Genomic DNA, 15,794 nt, shown 5'->3' with positions numbered 1-15,794 from the left:
GGTGACGTTCACCTGCACGCGCGCGGGCGTGCATGGCGACCCGGTAGCGTCACCGGAGATCCGGCTCGGATCGCGCACGACGGGCCGATCGGCGCTGCCCGGACCCAGCCGTCGGCGTCCCGGCGGAACCGCAATATCGGGTCCTTCGCCGCCGGCTTCGCTGCGAGCGTGACGGCGACGGATTGTTGCAACTTCGCCAGAACGAACGCCTGGTCGATGCGGCCGCCGACCGAGCGAAACAGGTGGAAGCCTGCAAGGCGGACCACCGAGAGGGCTTGTGCGCTGCCGTACTCATAGACGATCGCGGCCGCGCGAACTCGGCGCGCGCGTGCCAGTGACACGAACTGGGTCGCCAGATCCCTATGCAACGACGTGACCTCGGCGATCAGGGCGTCGACAGCAAGGCCGGGCTGCCGCAGCGCCTGCGACACCGATTCGACGCGCTCGCTGACGTGCAGGCCGACTCGCTCGACCGTTTCGTCGGATGCAGTCAGACCGCCCGTGACGAGCAGCGTCGGATACGTGCGAGCCGCGATGGTGTTCGGTCGCCGTTCGAGCAGCGCGCCGTTCGGACCGGCGCTTGCACACCGGTCGGCCGCCAGCGGCGAGCGGCGCCGACAGCGTTGGCCGCGTTGCTGTGCGGCGACCCGCAAGCGCGACGCAACCGGCCAGCCGGGCGCCGCACCGGTGTGGTGTGACGGGGTGCGTGCCGTGGCGACGGCCACGCGCGCCATCAATGAAGCCGGACAGGCCGGAAACCGGCGCGGCTTGATGTCGGGATTGCGTGTTGGCACGGGGCCTCCCTTGGTCGATTGATGCGTCACAGCTGGATTGTATGCAAATTTCCGGAAAAGTGAAGCGTAAAAGCGATTCATTTTATGATTTGTACCGGAAAATTATGTGTCACCCGTCGTTGATGTGTCGAAAAATGGCGATAACAGCGCGAAAATGCTCGTTAAAAGAAGGAGGTAGCGTGTTGATAACGCATACGAAACGACTTTCGAAGTCGCTGGATTGGCGGGCGGTAGATGTGCGAGCGGCCATAAAGTGCGCCGGAAAGCGTGAGATTCCGATGCATTTATCCATCTTGTCTCGAGTTTTCGTGTCGATGCGGTGGAATCCGATGCCTAGCCGTTTGGGCAAGCGTCATGCAACCGAGACGGAGCGGAGTGAATCGCTTGCGGGCGACCGTGCATGCTCCGGTCCAGGCGGCCGCGGGGGCGGGGGATGGGCTGCGCTGACGAGCGCGCCGGCGCCGATCGATCCCGGTGAACCGAAACACCGGCGGGCATGTCGTCTCGGGCCGATAGAAGCGCTACCCGGGCCCGCGCGCTGCTCGCGATCGGTTCGTCAATGCGTATTCAGCGACGTGAAGCGTTCGTCTTCATGCTGGAGGGTGACCGCCGATTCCGGCGGCAACGCGCCGAGCAATATCGGACTTCGTCCCAAACCGCCTTCCATTTCTTTCTCCAGCTGAAAGGCAAGCCGCAGGCCTCGCATATCTTTTCAGGCAAGTGCTTCTTGTTGACCATGGCGAATCACGCGTCGAGAAGGATCGCCTGCGAACTGTTCCGTCGATCGATGCTGTCGGCAGCGGGACGGTGGACCGGTCGCCATCGCTCACCGTCGAATCAGCGCGCGTCGTCGCCCAGTAACTGACGGCGCAACGATTTTGCCCGCGTGCGCGGGTCGAGCCAGATCGCGAAGAACGCGCGCGCGAACGCCGGGTCGGTCACGTCGGCCGTGAGGCGGCCGTTGGTGTAGAAGCGTGCGCCTCGCTCGGGAAAATACACGCCGCAAAGCACGTCGCCGCGCGATACGTCGGTGAACGCCCGTTCGATATCGCGGCGCCATGCATCGAGCGTCGCAGCCGGCAACGGCGCGGATGCGAGGCGCTCGATCTCGTCCATGCCCGTCGAGACGAGCCGCTCGCCTTTCACGTCGTGACGGTAGGTCAGCGACAACGCAAACGGCGTGTCGAACGCGCCGGGGGGCCGGGGCGCCCACAGCCGAGCTTCGTATAAACAGATGCCCAGTATGCAGAACTGGCCGGATCCGATCAGTCGCGCGGATGGGATATCGTCGACGCAGTTCGCGCCGGCGAACTGCGGCGCGGTCAGCGCCGCTGCCGCGACGAGCATTGCAAGCCGGCGCCTCATGTCAGCCGCCCGACGACACGATGAAATGCATCACGTCGGTCCGCCGCTCGGCAAATCCCGCTTCGCAATAGGCGAGATAGAGGCGCCAGGTGCGCACGAAGGTCTCGTCGAACCGTTGTGCGCGCACCGAGTCGATGCGTGCCTCGAACGTGGCCCGCCAGGTGCGCAGCGTGCGCGCGTAGTCGTCGCCGAACGCGAGCACCGGTTCGGCGGCCAGGCCGGCCCGCCGTGCCGCATCGACGAAGCGCTCCGGGCTCGGCAGCATCCCGCCGGGAAAGATGAACTCGCGAATGAAGTCGCTTGACGTGCGGTACGCGTCGAATTGCGACTCGACGATCGTGATCGATTGAATCAGCGCGCGAGCACCGGGCTTCAGGCGCTGCCTGAGCGTGTCGAAGTACACCGGCCAGAACGTTTCTCCCACGGCCTCGAACATCTCGATCGACACGATCGCGTCGTATTGGCCGTCGACGTCGCGATAGTCGCGCAATTCGAGAGTGACCCGATCGGACAGCCGGTCGCGCGCAATGCGCTCGCGGGCCAGCGCGTATTGCGCCTGCGAGATGGTGACGCCATGCACGCGGATGCCTTGCCGTGCGGCATGCACGGCGAACCCGCCCCAGCCGCAGCCGATCTCGAGCACGCGCATGCCGGCGCGCAGGCCGAGCGAATCGACGATGCGCTGATACTTCGCCGTTTGCGCGTCGGCGAGCGAACGCTGCGCGTCGCCGTCGAAGCATGCGCTCGAATACGTCCACGTGTCGTCGAGCCACAATCCGTAAAAGTCGTTGCCCAGATCGTAGTGCGCGTGGATGTTGCGGCGGCTGCCCGCCCGCGTATTCATCCTCAGCCGGTGACGCAGCGCGTACCAGATGCGTGCCACGCGGCCGCCGGTGACTGTCCTGGCCATCACCGGCTGGTTGCGGATCGCGACGCGCAGCAGCGCGACGAGATCGGGCGTATCGATCCAGCCTGCGCGATACGCGTCGGCAAAGCCGATGTCGCCCGCGCGCAGGATCGCACGGCAGGCCCGCCAGTCGCGGATCTGCAGCGTCGCGGCCGGCTGGCAGTGCGGATCGCCAAAGACATGTTGTGTGCCTTCGGGTGTCACGAGCGTCAGATGACCGTCGTGGATGCGCCGTAGCAGCGCGATGAACCATCGGGCCGAGAGCGGCATGGCAGGTTGCGATGCGGGAGACAACAGTCGCAGCCGGGTCATGGACGAGCCTCGTGATCGGACATCGCCGCGCGCTCGCTTGACGACGCGCCCGGCAAACGGGACAAGGACGGATCGGGCGCAGAAGAACGGCCCGGGGGCGCCTTGCCGTAAAACGGCACGCGCGCGAGCCACAGCCGCAGCGCATGCCAATGGATGCGAAGGACGACGTTGATCGCATTCAGCGGCTGCCGGGCCAGCACGCGCCACGCGCGTGCCGCTGTCAGTGGCGCGGACCGCATGCCGATCGCGGTGCGCAGCAGCAGACCGTCGTCGTCGCGATAGTCGATCGCAACGCTCAGGTGATCGTCGCGCTGACGCACGCGAAACGCATAATTGCCGACGACATCGCAAAACGGCGAGACATGAAACGTCTTGCGGCAGACGAGCACGGTGTCGGCTTCGATCGGCGCGTGGTGCATCGCACTCAGCAGGTAGCCGTGGTGCGCACCGAACGTGTTGCGCACATCCGCATACAGCGCGCGAAGCCGGTCCGCGCTGTCGTAGCAGTACCAGAAGCTCACCGGGTTGAACGCATAGCCGAAGATGCGGGGAATCGTCTGCAGCCAGATCCGGCCGTCGGCGGGAATGCCGGCTTGCGCGAGGAGATCGCGCATCCATGGCCCGAGCGCCCGGCCATCGCGGGGGCCGTAGTCACGCAACGCGAGCCCGAGCGGGCGCCAGCGATCGATACCGAACCAGTTGCCATCGATTTCATCCAGCCGTTCGACGTCGCAGCAGACCTGGAAGAGCGGATACGTGAATGCATGGCGTACGGGCCGCAGCCGTTCATGCATCACGGTGCCGACGAGAAGCCGGACGGCCATGCCGTCGCGAGCAAAGGGCGCGTTCATGGGCGAGCCCAGGCCGGCGCGATGCCGAAGTCGCGGACCACGCGCAACGCCGATTTCAGTCCATCCTCATGGAACCCGTAGCCCGTCCACGCTCCCGCAAACCACGTATTGCGCCGCCCTTGCAGCATCGGCAGACGATGCTGCGCATCCACGGCCGCGAGGTCGAGCAGCGGGTGCTCGTAATCGTAGCGGCCGAGCTGGGTATCGGGCGCGGGATCGTCGACCGGATTCAATGTGACGACGACCGGCGAGCGGAACGGCAGCGGCTGCAACTGGTTGAGCAGGTAGCTCACGCACACTGGCGATTCGCCGCCGTTGCGCCTCGGCTGGCCGCTCAGGTAGTTCCACGCCGACCACACGCGCCGCCGACGCGGCAGCAACGCCGTATCGGTATGGAGCACCGCGACGTTGTGCTGGTAGCGCACGGCGCCGAGCACCTCGCGCTCGGCGTTGCTGGCATCCGCGAGCAGCCGCAGGCTGGTCGGCGCATGGCACGCGAGCACGACTGCGTCGAAACGCTCGTGACCGGCCGTGTCGGTAGCCACCGTCACGCCCGCGTCGTCGCGCCGTATCGCACGGACCGGCGTATTCACGCGCACGTCGTCGAGCGTCGCGGCGATGCGCTCGACGTACTGCCGCGCGCCGCCCGCGACGGTGCGCCAGGTCGGCCGGTTGTTGACCTGCAACAACGCGTGATTCAGGCAGAAGCGCAGGAACGTCGCCGCCGGAAACCGCAGGACGTCGTTGGCCGCGCTCGACCAGATCGCGGCCGCCATCGGCAGCAGGTAGTGATGCTGGAACGATGCGCCGTAGCCGCCGGCCATGAGCAGTTCCCCGACCGAAAGACGCTCCCGGCTCGCCGATTCGAGGTGATCGTGCGCGGACGCGTTGAAGCGCAGGATGTCGCGCAACATCCCGAGAAAGGTCGGCGAGAACAGGTTGCGTCGTTGCGCGAACACCGTGTTCAGGTTGCTGCCGGCCCATTCGAGCCGGCCGCCGTCGACCGAAACCGAAAACGACATGTCGGTCGAATGGGCGGCCACGCCGAGTTCGTCGAACAGCGCGATCAGGTTCGGATAGGTCCGGTCGTTGAACACGAGGAATCCCGTGTCGACGGGGTGGCGTGCGCCGTCGACGTCGACGTCGACTGTGTGCGTGTGACCGCCGAGATAGTCGGCGGCCTCGAACAGCGTCACGCGGTGACGGCGGGCCAGCAGGTACGCGCTTGCGAGGCCCGCAATGCCGGCGCCGACGACTGCGATCCGCCGGCCAGGCGGCGACACTGAGAGTTCCGGGTGCATCGTGAATGGTCTCCGTCAGTCACAAGAGCAGGATCGGTAATGACATGTGCGGATATACGAGGCTCGGCACGCCGCGGATGCACGTGTGGCCGTCATTCGTGATCGCCGGGCGACGCGAAGCCAGGCTTGCCGATCTGCTCGGGCATTTGCGGCACGCGCCTGAAGCGCGACGTGTCGTAACCCATCGCATCCAGCCGCGCGAGCAGCGAGCGATAGGTGGCGTCGTCCATCGTCGGCTCGCGCGAGAAGATCCAGCCGAGCGTCTTGCCCGGGTAGCCGAGGAGCGTGTACCGGTAGTCCGGGTCGACGTAGAGTGTCAACTGCGTGACGTACACCGGCCAGAACAGCCGCACGCGCCATTCGCCGCCACCGCTGCCCGGCTTCACGGCATCGACGAATCGATAGTGCTTCTCGGGCCGGTCGAAGCCGCCCTTGCGGCCGACGAAGACGTCGTCGATCCGGCCGTCTTCGCGCAGGCTCCACTCGGCCCGGCTGCCGACGTAATCGCGTTCCGCGAAATACGGAATGTTGGCGATCACATACCAGCGGCCCATGTAGCGCGGCAGGTCGACGGGCACGGTCGACAGCGGAACGCCGGCGCGCGGATTCGGGTTTTGCGGATTTCCCGAGCAGCCGGCGGCGCCGAGCGCGAGCGCCGTCACGACCGTGATGGCGATGCTGCGCAGAAGCCGGTACGACATGGCGGACCTCACGCGCGGCCCCGGCGCTTGTCGAACAGGTAGTGGGCGATGCCCCATTCCTGCCCGTCGGCATAGCCGAACAGTTCGGCCACGGCCATGTAGAACATTCGCCAGCGCTGGAACCAGATGTGCGCGTCGGCGCCGTAGACGGTGTCGAAAATCGGCATGATCCGGCTGCGTGCGGCGTCGAGCGAAGCGAGCCACTGGTTGGCCGTGCGCGCGTAGTGGGTGCCGTCGAGCCACCATTGGCGTGCGATGCGCATGTCGTCCTGGAACCGCAGCAGGAGATCGGCCGACGGCATCGTGCCGCCAGTGAAGAAATGGCGTGACATCCAGTCGGTGTCGTCGCGCACCGCGAAGTGATAGGCGAGGAGCTTGTGCGCGAAGATGTGCACGAAGAGCTTGCCGTCGTCGCGCATCCAGCGCGCGATTTTCGCGAGCAGTTTTCCGTAGTTCTTCATGTGCTCGAACATCTCGATCGACAGCACGCGATCGAAACCGGCGTCCCCGGGACCGAAACCGAATTCCACCACGTTGCCGGTGACGATTCGCAGATTGGTCAGCCCGCGTCGCGCTGCGCATTGCTCGATGAATTCGCGCTGACCGTGCGAATTCGACAGGCCGACGATCTGCGCATTCGGATAGCGCTCGGCGAGCCACAGCGACAGCGATCCCCAGCCGCAACCGAGATCGAGAATGCGCTGGCCGTCCGCGAGTTCGGCCCGCTGGCCATACAACGCGAGCATCGCGTCCTCTGCCTGCGCGAGCGTCTCGTTGCCGAACGGGTAATAGCCGCACGAATATTTGAGCCGCGGGCCGAGATGGGCCTCGAAGAAGCTGCCGGGCACCTCGTAATGCTGCGTATTGGCCGCGTGCGTCTCGATTGCGATCGGGCTCGCGCGCAATTCGTGCACCAGCGCGTCGAGGGCTGCCGTGCGCCGTTCGCCGTCGTATGCGTGCTCGGCGCGCAGGCGTTGCCGCATCAGCGTGCGCATCCCGGCCCGGATCAGCGCGTCGGGCAGCCAGCCGCGCTCGCAGCAGCGAATCAGCCAGGCATCGTTGGGGGCGGGCATCGAGGCCGGCGATGGTTGCGAGGTGGTAGCGGTCATGAGCGCGTGCTCCGGTCTTGAGGGTGATCGGGTCGAGTGGGGGAGGTGCTGGCCGCCGCCCGCGGTGGCCACGGAACGATGGCGCTGGTCGTACGCATGTACTCGCGGTAGCCCGGACGGGTTTGCGCCAGACGCGCTTCGAGCAGCGGCAGGCCGGATACCTTGACCAGCAGCCAGGCCATCAGGACGGGCGGCATCAGCGTCAGCCAGCCCCACGGCACGCCGATTGCGAGTGCCGCGTAGGCGAGCCAGTGCACGCATTCGAAAAAATAGTTGGGGTGCCGCGAATAGCGCCACCAGCCGGCGCGGCAGACCTGGCCGCGATGTTCGGGATTCGCGAGGAATTGCTTGAGTTGCCGGTCGGCGGCGGTCTCTCCGGCCAGGGCGACGATCCAGATCGCAACTGCCGCTGCAATCGCGAACCGGGACGGGGTTTCCGTGCTGTATGCGGGGATGAAGAACGCGACCGACAGCAACATCGAGATCAGCGCTTGCAACTGGAACAGCCAGAACATGTTGCGCGGCGCGGCGTCGCCCCACTGCAGGCGGAATTGTCGGTAGCGCGGGTCCTCCGGCTGCCCGCGGTTGCGCCGCCACAGGTGCCGCGCGAGGCGCAGCCCCCAGATGCCGCCGCCGGCGGCCACGAGCGCACGATTCAGTTCCGGGCCGGTAGCCAGTATCGCGACGAACATGGCAACGCCGCCGAGCGTCGCGGCCCAGACCGGATCGATCATCCCGGCGTTCCGGGAATGCAATTGGGTAATCCACACTGCCGTGAAGGACACGATCAGTCCGACGAAGGCGAGGAGGGCAACGGCGACGGCGGGCATACGGGCTCCGGGGACGCGATATCCCCTTATACGGAGCTGGCGACCGAACGGATGCAACCGAATGCGACGAGACGCGGCGTGATCCCGTCGGCCGACGAAGCAACGGACGGCACGCCGCCGCGCTTGACGCGTGGCGTGCGCGTTGTACGCGTCAAGCGATGTGCATTGCGCCGGTGGCGAGCACAGGCCCGGTGGGTTGGCCGCTCGGCGAGCCGCCGCGAGGCTCGAGCGACACGGCGAGCACCGCACGTGCACCGAGTTGTGCGACGATCGCTTGCGGTAGCGTCATCGACGCCGGTGCGTTCGACGCGAATACGCCGAGCGAGATCGGCTTCGCATTCGGCGGGATCAGCCAGAGCTCCGTCGAGCGGTCCGCGGCGACCGTCGGCGTGTTCGCGGGCACCACGACCATCCGTGCACGCCGCAAGTCGACCGTGGCGGTCCACCGTGCAACGCCGTCCGCTTGTGCGAGCGTGGCCGCCATGTAGTTACTGTCGACGGCAGCGGGACGCGGCGGCGCTTCGTCCACCCGGATCACGTTGACCGCGAGCAGCCCCAGCGCAGCCGCGCTCGCGCCAATGCCGACCCAGCGCCACAGTCGCAGGCTGTTCCACCATCCGCCGGCTGGCGCGGCGCGGCGTGGGCGCGGCTGCGGGACGAAGCCCAGATCGTGCTGGATCCTCGTCCAGATTCGCGCGGGCGGGTCGACGGGCGTGACGTCGTCCGCGAGCGGAGCGAGGCGGCGCTGCCAGCGCTCGAGCGTGGCTTGCAACGCAGGGTCGCGAGCGGCGGACTGCTCGAGCTCGCGGCGTGCGTCTGCGTCGAGCACGCCGAGGGCGTATTCCGCGCAGCGCAATTCGGGATCATGATCGGTCGACGTATTCATCGCTCCAGGCACACCTTCAGCTGCATCAGGCTGCGCCGGATCCAGCTCTTCATGGTTCCGAGCGGCACGCGCAGCCGCGCTGCCAGCTCACTGTAGGTCGCACCGCTGAAGAAGGCCTCGCGCACCGCGCGGCCCTGCTGCGGATCGAGCTGCGCCAGGCAGCGCTCGAGGCGCTGGCGCTCCTGCGTGGCTTCCGCCAGCGCGGCGGGCGTCGGAGCCTCGTCGGGAAGCTCCAGCACCTGTTCGTCGTCGAGCTGCGCATCACGATGCTGCCGCAAACGGTCGATCGTCCTGTTGCGCGCCAGCGTGATCAGCCACGTCATCGCGCCGCCGCGCGCCGGGTCGAACGCATCGATGCGTCGCCACGCGGTCGTGTAGACCTCCTGCAGGAGATCCTCGGCTTCCCCGTGATCGTGAAGCATGCGCACGATTGTCCCGAACACGCGCGACGCGGTCAGCCGGTACAACTCCGCGAAAGCCGCCTGATCGCCGCCTGCTGCCCGAAGCATCACCCGATTCAGATGGTCGCGGCGCGCGGCATCCGCATCGGCATCGCGCGAAGGGGCTGACTGATCGAAGCCGCTGGCACCGCTCGGCGTGTCGCTCATGCGAAGTGGATGGCGCGGATCGCCATGTTGTGAATGTCGAGCGAAATATAGCACTGTCGGATGCATCTGATTGAGCGATTGACGGCGCGCCCGCCGCACGTTGTGCGGGGCGACGCCCGTTGTAAGATCCTCAGTCAGATACGAGCGACTCGTCCGCGGGGATGCAGGCAGCCGCAACGTGCGGCGGATGCCGCAGACCACGGCCGGTTGCGTGCACAATGACCGGGTTTCGTGCCTGGAGATCCATTCAATGAAGCGAAGTATCGTTGGCAGGCCGCCGTGGGCGGCGGGCCTGATCGTGGCGGGCGCCGCACTTGTGCTTGCGGGATGCGCGGGCCTCGCCGGCGGGCCGAGCGGCAATGCTCGGGTTCCGCAGCCCGCGAAATCCGTCGATCCCGATCGCTACGTCGGCAGATGGTACGAGTTCGCGCGGTATGAAAACCGCTTCGAGCGCGGATGCGACGGCGTGACGGCCGAGTATGCGAAGCGGGAGGACGGTCTCATCGGCGTGCGCAATACCTGCCGCGAAGGCGGGCCGGCCGGCCGCGCGCGAACCTCCGACGGGCGCGCCAGGATCGTGGCCGGTAGCGGCAACGCAAAGCTGAAAGTGTCGTTCTTCGGGCCGTTCTTCTTCGGCGATTACTGGGTGCTCGATCACGCCGGCGACTACTCATGGTCGATCGTCGGTGAACCGTCGGGCAGGTTCCTTTGGATCCTGACGCGCGACGCAAAGCCCTCCGCTGAACAGGCCGCAGCGCTGGTCGAGCGGGTCCGCACGCTCGGCTACGACACGACGATGTTGCGGCGCACTGCGCATTAGGCAGACCGCGCGTGCAATCCGCATGCGTGGCGTCGGCGGGGCCGGAGCAACGCCGAGCCCCGTATGCGCGAAGCCGCAGCCGATGGCGTCGGCGAAGGGTGCGATATCGCCGATGGAGGACGCATGACGGTGCTCGATGTCCGTCACGTGGAACGGCGTCTGCGTTGACGCCGTGAGACACGCGGGTGGGATGGGACGAGACGAACCGGTGCCCGCGTTCCCGTACTGTTCGACGGATCGTTGTTCGCGCCCGATGCCGGGCATCGGGCGCGAACAGACGGCGGGCTAGATCTGAGCGCGGTCGCGCGAGTTCACGGCGACCACCGTGGGCGACTCGACCAGCGGGACGAAACGTCGGGTGGTGCCGTCCAGCGCGTCGATGCCTCCTGTCTCGATGTCGTAGACCCAGCCGTGCAGATTCAGGCGTCCTTGCTCCAGTGCAAGCGCGACGGAAGGGTGGGTGCGCAGGTTGGCAAGCTGCGCGATCACGTTTTCGCGCACGAGCCCGTCGAGTTTCGCGCGCGGCGTGTCGTATTCATGCGCGGCGTTGATGACTCGCGCGGAATCGGCATGACGCAGCCAGTTCGCGACGGCCGGCAGATGATCGAGGCAGGTGCAGCGCGAAATCGCACCCATCGCGCCGCAATCGGAGTGCCCGCAGATCACGATATCCCGAACGCCGAGCACGGCGACCGCGTATTCCACGGTGGCCGACACGCCGCCGGGTTCCGGGCCGTAGGACGGCACGATATTGCCGGCATTGCGGATCACGAACAGTTCGCCGGGCTCGCGCTGGGTGAGCAGCTCGGGTACGACGCGGCTGTCGGAGCACGTGACGAACAGCGCCTTGGGGTTCTGTGACGTGGCGAGTTGCCTGAAAAGCGCCTCACGTTTCGGGTAGATGTCGCGCTGAAAACGCAAAAAACCGTCGATGATGTCTTGCATGCTCGCTCCAGAACTTCAATCGTATGATTAGTGCAGTAGCAGCAGGTACGCCTGCGCGGCGAGCATAATAATGCAGATATCAGGCGGGCGCAGGTATGGCGAGCAGCATCACCCGGTCCCCGCCCCAGGATGCCGGTGCGAATGGCATCTCTATTTAATTGACGTAAATAAAGTTGGCAATTTTTTAGGGTCGCAATTAAATACTGCCTGCGATCTCGGTCTCGGCCGACGCATACGGCGCCGCCACAACGGCTGCAGTTCGGGATCCTGCTGAGTATCGCGGCCGGCAACCCCACTCTTTCAACCGGTCGAAGCGCCTAGCGACGGAGTTAGCTGGTGCAGCCGGCCGCAAAGGCTCAACGTCCGCCCCGGTAGTATTGCGCCCGGACCCGCATCAATATTGTGAAATGCAATGGCGATATTAAAGCCATTGCATTGCCGGCATACAGCGGGAACCGTATCTTCGTCTCCATTCAAGGAGACATATATGAAGATCGCATTTCTGGGCGCTGGCGCGCTGGGTTGCGCCATCGGTTCCGCGCTGACGGAAGGCGGCCACGAGACATGGCTCGTGGACCGGTTTGCCGCGCACGTCGAGGCCATGTCTCGCGACGGCCTTCAGGTCGACGACGAGCGCGGCACGCGCCGCGTCGCGGTGCGCGCGACGATGAATCCCGCCGAAGTCGGGCCGGTCGATCTCGTCGTCGTGCTGGTCAAGTCGTTTCACACGGATTCGGCGATGCGTGGCGCGGTCGATCTCGTCGGTCCTGAAACGGTCGTGCTGTCGCTGCAGAACGGCCTCGGCCACGAAGACGTGCTGAGCGAGATCGTCGGACGCGAGCGCGTGCTTGCCGGCAAGACCTACGTCGGCGGCGTCCTGCGTGCGCCAGGTCAGATTCAATCCGGCGTGACCGGCAAGCTCACGATCATCGGCGAACTCGACGGCCGCATCACGCGCCGCGCGCAAGCCGTTGCGGATGCGTTCAACCGCGCCGGTCTGACGACCACCGTCAGCGACAACATTGTCGGCACGATGTGGGACAAGCTGCTCATCAACGTCGCGACGGGCGCGATCACGGGCATTACACGCCTCACCTACGGCCAGCTTTACGACGAGCCCGTTCTGAAGGCCACCTCGCTTGCGGCCATTGACGAAGCGATGGCCGTCGCGAAAGCCGCCGGCATCGCGCTTTCCATCGACAACGCCGAAGACGCCTGGAACATGGCCGCCGAGGGCCTTTCGCCCGCATTCAAAACCTCGATGCTGCAAAGCCTCGAGAAGTCGTCGGTCACCGAAATCGACTTCATCAACGGCGCGGTCGTGCGGGTGGGCGAACGGCTCGGCGTGCCGACGCCGGTGAACGCGACGCTCGTCGCATGCATCAAGGGCATCGAACGGGCGATGACGGACCGCCAGAAGGAAGGAGTCCCGGCATGAGCGCACCGAAAGCCTATCTCGAACACGTTGCCATCTGGGTGAAGGACATCCACTGGCATATCCGCTTCTTCGAACACGTGCTCGGCATGACGATGCGGGAAGTCGACGGCACGCGCGAAGAGCCGCGTCAGTACTGGACGCTGGGCGGTCTGCAGTTCATCAGCGCGCCGCGGCATGAAGGCACCGAAGGCCGGCTCGCGCATCTCGGCGTGATGTGCGAAGACCTCGAGGCGGCGATCGCCGCCGCGCAAGCGTTCGGTGTCACCGAGATGCCGCAGGGACGCAACTGGTTGCGTCTGCCCGACGGGCTCGTCGTCGAACTCATTCAGGCCAGGCCTGCCACCTGCGTCGCACAGGCGCTGGCGATCAACCCGCGCGCGGAGGCGTGAGCATGAGCACGATCACCACTACCGAAAAATACTGGGACGATGCACAAGAAGGGGACGAATGCGTAAGCCCGACCTACACCGTCACGAAAGAGCGCATCCTCGCGTATGCCGACCTCACCGGTGACCACACGCCTGTCCATGTCGACGAGGAATACGCGAACGCGAGCCACTTCGGCTGCATCGTCGCGCACGGCCTGTTCGGCCTGTCCATCGCCGATGGCCTCAAGACGCGAAGCGACTATCGCTTCCTGCCCGGCATGTCGCTCGGATGGACATGGGACTTCCTGTTGCCCATCAAGGTCGACGACGTGCTGCATGTGAAGTTCCGGGTGGGCGCCATGCGTGCGAGCAAGAGCCGTCCGGGTTGGGGCATCGTCGTGTTGCCTTCGGAGCTGATCAATCAGAACGGTGAAGTCGTTCAACGTGGCGAGCATCGTCTGATGATCCCGCGCCGTCCGGGAGCGAACTGATGCAGCCCCGTCCCCTCGAAGGTATCCGCGTCGTCGATTACAGCCACTTTCTTGCCGGCCCGTATGTCGGACGGTGCCTCGCGGCACTCGGCGCGGAAGTGATCAAGGTCGAACGTCCCGGCAGCGGCGATGCCGGCCGCCAGCACGCCACGATTCTCGACGACCAGCAAAGCGCGTATTTCCTGCAGCTCAACATGGGCAAGCGAGGTGTCAGCGTCAACATGAAGGATCCGCGCGGCAAGGCGTTCATGCAGCGCCTGTGCGATTCGGCGGATGTGTTCATCGAGAACTATCGGCCCGGCGCGCTCGACAAGCTAGGCCTCGGTTATGCCGCGTTGTCGGAACGCAATCCGGGCCTCGTCTACTGCTCGATTTCAGCGTACGGGCACACCGGGCCCGACGCGCATCGCGCGGGCTTCGGTCTCATCGCGGAGGCCAGGAGCGGCATCATGCAAATGATCGGCAATGCGGGCGAGCCCCCGCCGCTCATGCGCATTTCGCTCGGCGACATGTATACCGGCATTCACGCCGTCGCGGCCGTCAACGCCGCACTGCTCGGCCGCGTGAAGAGCGGGCGCGGTCAGCATATCGACATGGCGCTGTACGACACGCTCTTCTCGATGCATGAATACGCGGTCCAGTGCTACACGATGCAGGGTGTGGTGCCCGAGCAAACGGGTCACGACATGCCGACATCGACGTTGTACGGCGTGTTTCGCGCGGCTGACGGCGATCTCGTCATCGCCGCGCAGGTCGACGATTCGTGGAAGCGATTCGCAACGGTCGTCGAACAGCACGGCGGTCCGGCCGGGTTCGGCGCCGATGCGCGGTTTCATGACCTGAACGGGCGCAATGCGCATCGCGAGGAGATTCTCTCGGTCGTGAAGCCGTGGGTGGCTGCGCGTTCCGTCGCGGACGTGCTGGCGCTGCTCGATGGCGTCGATGTGCCGGGCGCGAAGGTGCAGCGCATCGACGAGGTCGTCGCCGATCCGCAGATCGTCGCGCGCGGCATGGTGATCGAGCAGACGCACCCGCGCTTCGGAACACTGCGGCTGCCGAACCTGCCGTTCCGCTTTTCCGACTGCGACACGTCCATCCGCGAGGTCGGCCCCGATCTGGGGCAGCACAACGAGGAAGTCGCGCAATCGCTGGGCTTCAGCGCCGCCGAGATCGACGCGATGCAAACCGATGGCGTGCTCTTTTCGAAGCCGGGGGCGCAATGAGCGATCGATACGCGGTAATCGGCAATCCGATCGGCCATACGAAATCGCCGCTGATCCACGGTCTTTTCGCACAGGAGACCGGGCAGGGCATCACGTATGCCGCCATCGAGGGTCCGCTGGAGCCGGTCAGTGCCTTCAGCAATACGGTGCGGGCCTTCATCGCGGCGGGCGGCAAGGGCATGAACGTCACCGCGCCCTTCAAGCTGCAAGCGTTCGCCATGGCCGACGAACGTAGCGAAAGGGCCGTGCTCGCGGGCGCCGTCAACGCAATGAAGTTCGAGAACGGGCGCATCGTGGCGGAGAACTTCGACGGTGTCGGCCTCGTGCGCGACATCGAGATCAACCTGCATCGGCCGATGGCGGGCAAGCGCGTGCTGGTGCTGGGCGCGGGCGGCGCGGTGCGCGGCGCGTTGCTGCCGTTCATCGCGGCGCGGCCTGCGCGACTCGTGATAGCTAACCGTTGCGTGGACAAGGCGGAGGCGCTCGTCGAACAGGTCGCGGCAGGCGCAATGCTCGCCGCCTGCGGTTATGCGGAGCTTGAATCGATGGGGGAGTTCGACCTCGTCGTCAACGCAACGTCCGCGAGCCTGACCGGCCAATTGCCGCCCGTTCCGCCGAGCGTCTTCAGCGCGGCCGGCACCGCCTATGAGCTGGCGTACGGAAAGGGCCTCACGCCGTTCCTGCAGCTCGCGCGTCGTGCAGGCGTGCAGCACATCGCCGACGGCGTCGGCATGTTGGTCGAGCAGGCTGCGGAAGCGTTCGCATGGTGGCGTGGGGTTCGTCCGTGCACGCAGGCCGTCATTGACCAGCTGACCGTCCCGCTCGATTGACGAGACGAGGAAACG

Annotated in this window: 18 protein-coding genes; 6 read left to right on the top strand and 12 right to left on the bottom strand. The window is 66.0% G+C overall.

The window, feature by feature from the left end; genetic code table 11:
• Positions 1-8: 8 nt before the first annotated feature.
• From J7024_RS23135 to J7024_RS23085, 11 genes are all read right to left on the bottom strand, one after another.
• Positions 9-824, bottom strand: coding sequence for a hypothetical protein (locus J7024_RS23135; RefSeq protein ID WP_234745531.1), 816 nt, complete (start codon positions 822-824; stop codon positions 9-11).
• Between the two features lie 537 nt (positions 825-1,361).
• Complete coding sequence (locus J7024_RS23130; RefSeq protein ID WP_124897156.1) at positions 1,362-1,532, bottom strand: DUF2256 domain-containing protein; 171 nt, start codon at positions 1,530-1,532, stop codon at positions 1,362-1,364.
• A 99-nt stretch (positions 1,533-1,631) separates the two neighbouring features.
• Complete coding sequence (locus J7024_RS23125) at positions 1,632-2,159, bottom strand: chalcone isomerase family protein (RefSeq protein ID WP_124897157.1); 528 nt, start codon at positions 2,157-2,159, stop codon at positions 1,632-1,634.
• A gap of 1 nt (position 2,160) precedes the next feature.
• The gene (locus J7024_RS23120; RefSeq protein WP_124897158.1) at positions 2,161-3,378 is read right to left on the bottom strand and encodes an SAM-dependent methyltransferase; all 1,218 of its coding nucleotides are present in this window, start codon (positions 3,376-3,378) and stop codon (positions 2,161-2,163) included.
• Complete coding sequence (locus J7024_RS23115) at positions 3,375-4,229, bottom strand: DUF1365 domain-containing protein (protein ID WP_175750890.1); 855 nt, start codon at positions 4,227-4,229, stop codon at positions 3,375-3,377. Before J7024_RS23115 ends, J7024_RS23120 begins: the two co-directional genes overlap by 4 nt.
• On the bottom strand, positions 4,226-5,530 hold the full coding sequence (locus J7024_RS23110; RefSeq protein ID WP_124897160.1) for an NAD(P)/FAD-dependent oxidoreductase: 1,305 nt from the start codon (positions 5,528-5,530) through the stop codon (positions 4,226-4,228). The genes J7024_RS23115 and J7024_RS23110 overlap by 4 nt, the downstream gene beginning before the upstream one ends.
• Positions 5,531-5,622: 92 nt before the next feature.
• Positions 5,623-6,231 (bottom strand): lipocalin family protein, encoded by a 609-nt coding sequence (locus tag J7024_RS23105; RefSeq protein ID WP_175750891.1) that lies wholly within the window; start codon positions 6,229-6,231, stop codon positions 5,623-5,625.
• A gap of 8 nt (positions 6,232-6,239) precedes the next feature.
• On the bottom strand, positions 6,240-7,340 hold the full coding sequence (locus J7024_RS23100; RefSeq protein ID WP_175770218.1) for an SAM-dependent methyltransferase: 1,101 nt from the start codon (positions 7,338-7,340) through the stop codon (positions 6,240-6,242).
• Positions 7,337-8,170 carry a DUF1295 domain-containing protein gene (locus J7024_RS23095; protein ID WP_175761174.1) on the bottom strand — a complete coding sequence of 278 codons (834 nt, stop codon included), beginning with the start codon at positions 8,168-8,170 and terminating at the stop codon, positions 7,337-7,339. Before J7024_RS23095 ends, J7024_RS23100 begins: the two co-directional genes overlap by 4 nt.
• A gap of 151 nt (positions 8,171-8,321) precedes the next feature.
• A complete protein-coding gene (locus tag J7024_RS23090) occupies positions 8,322-9,056 on the bottom strand; it encodes an anti-sigma factor (RefSeq protein ID WP_175750893.1) in 735 nt (244 codons plus the stop codon).
• Positions 9,053-9,664, bottom strand: coding sequence for a sigma-70 family RNA polymerase sigma factor (locus J7024_RS23085; RefSeq protein ID WP_124897165.1), 612 nt, complete (start codon positions 9,662-9,664; stop codon positions 9,053-9,055). The genes J7024_RS23090 and J7024_RS23085 overlap by 4 nt, the downstream gene beginning before the upstream one ends.
• Before the next feature lie 250 nt (positions 9,665-9,914).
• Here J7024_RS23085 and J7024_RS23080 point away from each other — a divergent pair, with 250 nt between their 5' ends.
• The gene (locus J7024_RS23080) at positions 9,915-10,484 is read left to right on the top strand and encodes a lipocalin family protein (RefSeq protein WP_124897324.1); all 570 of its coding nucleotides are present in this window, start codon (positions 9,915-9,917) and stop codon (positions 10,482-10,484) included.
• Positions 10,485-10,769: 285 nt separating this feature from the next.
• Here the strand turns inward: J7024_RS23080 and J7024_RS23075 are convergent, their stop codons facing one another.
• Positions 10,770-11,429 carry a carbonic anhydrase gene (locus tag J7024_RS23075; RefSeq protein ID WP_124897166.1) on the bottom strand — a complete coding sequence of 220 codons (660 nt, stop codon included), beginning with the start codon at positions 11,427-11,429 and terminating at the stop codon, positions 10,770-10,772.
• A gap of 487 nt (positions 11,430-11,916) precedes the next feature.
• On the opposite strand from J7024_RS23075, the gene J7024_RS23070 reads away from it, so the two are divergent.
• The 5 genes from J7024_RS23070 to aroE are packed head-to-tail and all read left to right on the top strand — an operon-like array spanning position 11,917 to position 15,779.
• Positions 11,917-12,867, top strand: a complete 951-nt coding sequence (locus tag J7024_RS23070; RefSeq protein ID WP_124897167.1) for a ketopantoate reductase family protein — start codon at positions 11,917-11,919, stop codon at positions 12,865-12,867.
• Positions 12,864-13,256: a VOC family protein gene (locus J7024_RS23065; protein WP_124897168.1), complete on the top strand. Its 393-nt coding sequence runs from the start codon at positions 12,864-12,866 to the stop codon at positions 13,254-13,256. Before J7024_RS23070 ends, J7024_RS23065 begins: the two co-directional genes overlap by 4 nt.
• A gap of 11 nt (positions 13,257-13,267) precedes the next feature.
• Positions 13,268-13,726 carry a MaoC family dehydratase gene (locus tag J7024_RS23060; protein ID WP_175750946.1) on the top strand — a complete coding sequence of 153 codons (459 nt, stop codon included), beginning with the start codon at positions 13,268-13,270 and terminating at the stop codon, positions 13,724-13,726.
• Positions 13,726-14,949 carry a CaiB/BaiF CoA transferase family protein gene (locus J7024_RS23055; RefSeq protein WP_124897170.1) on the top strand — a complete coding sequence of 408 codons (1,224 nt, stop codon included), beginning with the start codon at positions 13,726-13,728 and terminating at the stop codon, positions 14,947-14,949. Before J7024_RS23060 ends, J7024_RS23055 begins: the two co-directional genes overlap by 1 nt.
• Complete coding sequence (gene aroE, locus J7024_RS23050) at positions 14,946-15,779, top strand: shikimate dehydrogenase (RefSeq protein WP_124897171.1); 834 nt, start codon at positions 14,946-14,948, stop codon at positions 15,777-15,779. Before J7024_RS23055 ends, aroE begins: the two co-directional genes overlap by 4 nt.
• Positions 15,780-15,794 lie beyond the last annotated feature (15 nt).

The organism is Burkholderia sp. WTPI3 (genome assembly GCF_021483755.1).
Taxonomy (GTDB): domain Bacteria; phylum Pseudomonadota; class Gammaproteobacteria; order Burkholderiales; family Burkholderiaceae; genus Burkholderia.
This window is presented reverse-complemented; position numbering and strand designations above follow the sequence as displayed.

Excerpts from the sequence above, each read along its gene's own strand:
- J7024_RS23130 (WP_124897156.1), bottom strand. The coding sequence starts at position 1,532 with ATGGTCAACAAGAAGCACTTGCCTGAAAAGATATGCGAGGCCTGCGGC.
- J7024_RS23125 (WP_124897157.1), bottom strand. The coding sequence starts at position 2,159 with ATGAGGCGCCGGCTTGCAATGCTCGTCGCGGCAGCGGCGCTGACCGCG.
- J7024_RS23120 (WP_124897158.1), bottom strand. The coding sequence starts at position 3,378 with ATGACCCGGCTGCGACTGTTGTCTCCCGCATCGCAACCTGCCATGCCG.
- J7024_RS23115 (WP_175750890.1), bottom strand. The coding sequence starts at position 4,229 with ATGAACGCGCCCTTTGCTCGCGACGGCATGGCCGTCCGGCTTCTCGTC.
- J7024_RS23110 (WP_124897160.1), bottom strand. The coding sequence starts at position 5,530 with ATGCACCCGGAACTCTCAGTGTCGCCGCCTGGCCGGCGGATCGCAGTC.
- J7024_RS23105 (WP_175750891.1), bottom strand. The coding sequence starts at position 6,231 with ATGTCGTACCGGCTTCTGCGCAGCATCGCCATCACGGTCGTGACGGCG.
- J7024_RS23100 (WP_175770218.1), bottom strand. The coding sequence starts at position 7,340 with ATGACCGCTACCACCTCGCAACCATCGCCGGCCTCGATGCCCGCCCCC.
- J7024_RS23095 (WP_175761174.1), bottom strand. The coding sequence starts at position 8,170 with ATGCCCGCCGTCGCCGTTGCCCTCCTCGCCTTCGTCGGACTGATCGTG.
- J7024_RS23090 (WP_175750893.1), bottom strand. The coding sequence starts at position 9,056 with ATGAATACGTCGACCGATCATGATCCCGAATTGCGCTGCGCGGAATAC.
- J7024_RS23085 (WP_124897165.1), bottom strand. The coding sequence starts at position 9,664 with ATGAGCGACACGCCGAGCGGTGCCAGCGGCTTCGATCAGTCAGCCCCT.
- J7024_RS23080 (WP_124897324.1), top strand. The coding sequence starts at position 9,915 with ATGAAGCGAAGTATCGTTGGCAGGCCGCCGTGGGCGGCGGGCCTGATC.
- J7024_RS23075 (WP_124897166.1), bottom strand. The coding sequence starts at position 11,429 with ATGCAAGACATCATCGACGGTTTTTTGCGTTTTCAGCGCGACATCTAC.
- J7024_RS23070 (WP_124897167.1), top strand. The coding sequence starts at position 11,917 with ATGAAGATCGCATTTCTGGGCGCTGGCGCGCTGGGTTGCGCCATCGGT.
- J7024_RS23065 (WP_124897168.1), top strand. The coding sequence starts at position 12,864 with ATGAGCGCACCGAAAGCCTATCTCGAACACGTTGCCATCTGGGTGAAG.
- J7024_RS23055 (WP_124897170.1), top strand. The coding sequence starts at position 13,726 with ATGCAGCCCCGTCCCCTCGAAGGTATCCGCGTCGTCGATTACAGCCAC.
- aroE (WP_124897171.1), top strand. The coding sequence starts at position 14,946 with ATGAGCGATCGATACGCGGTAATCGGCAATCCGATCGGCCATACGAAA.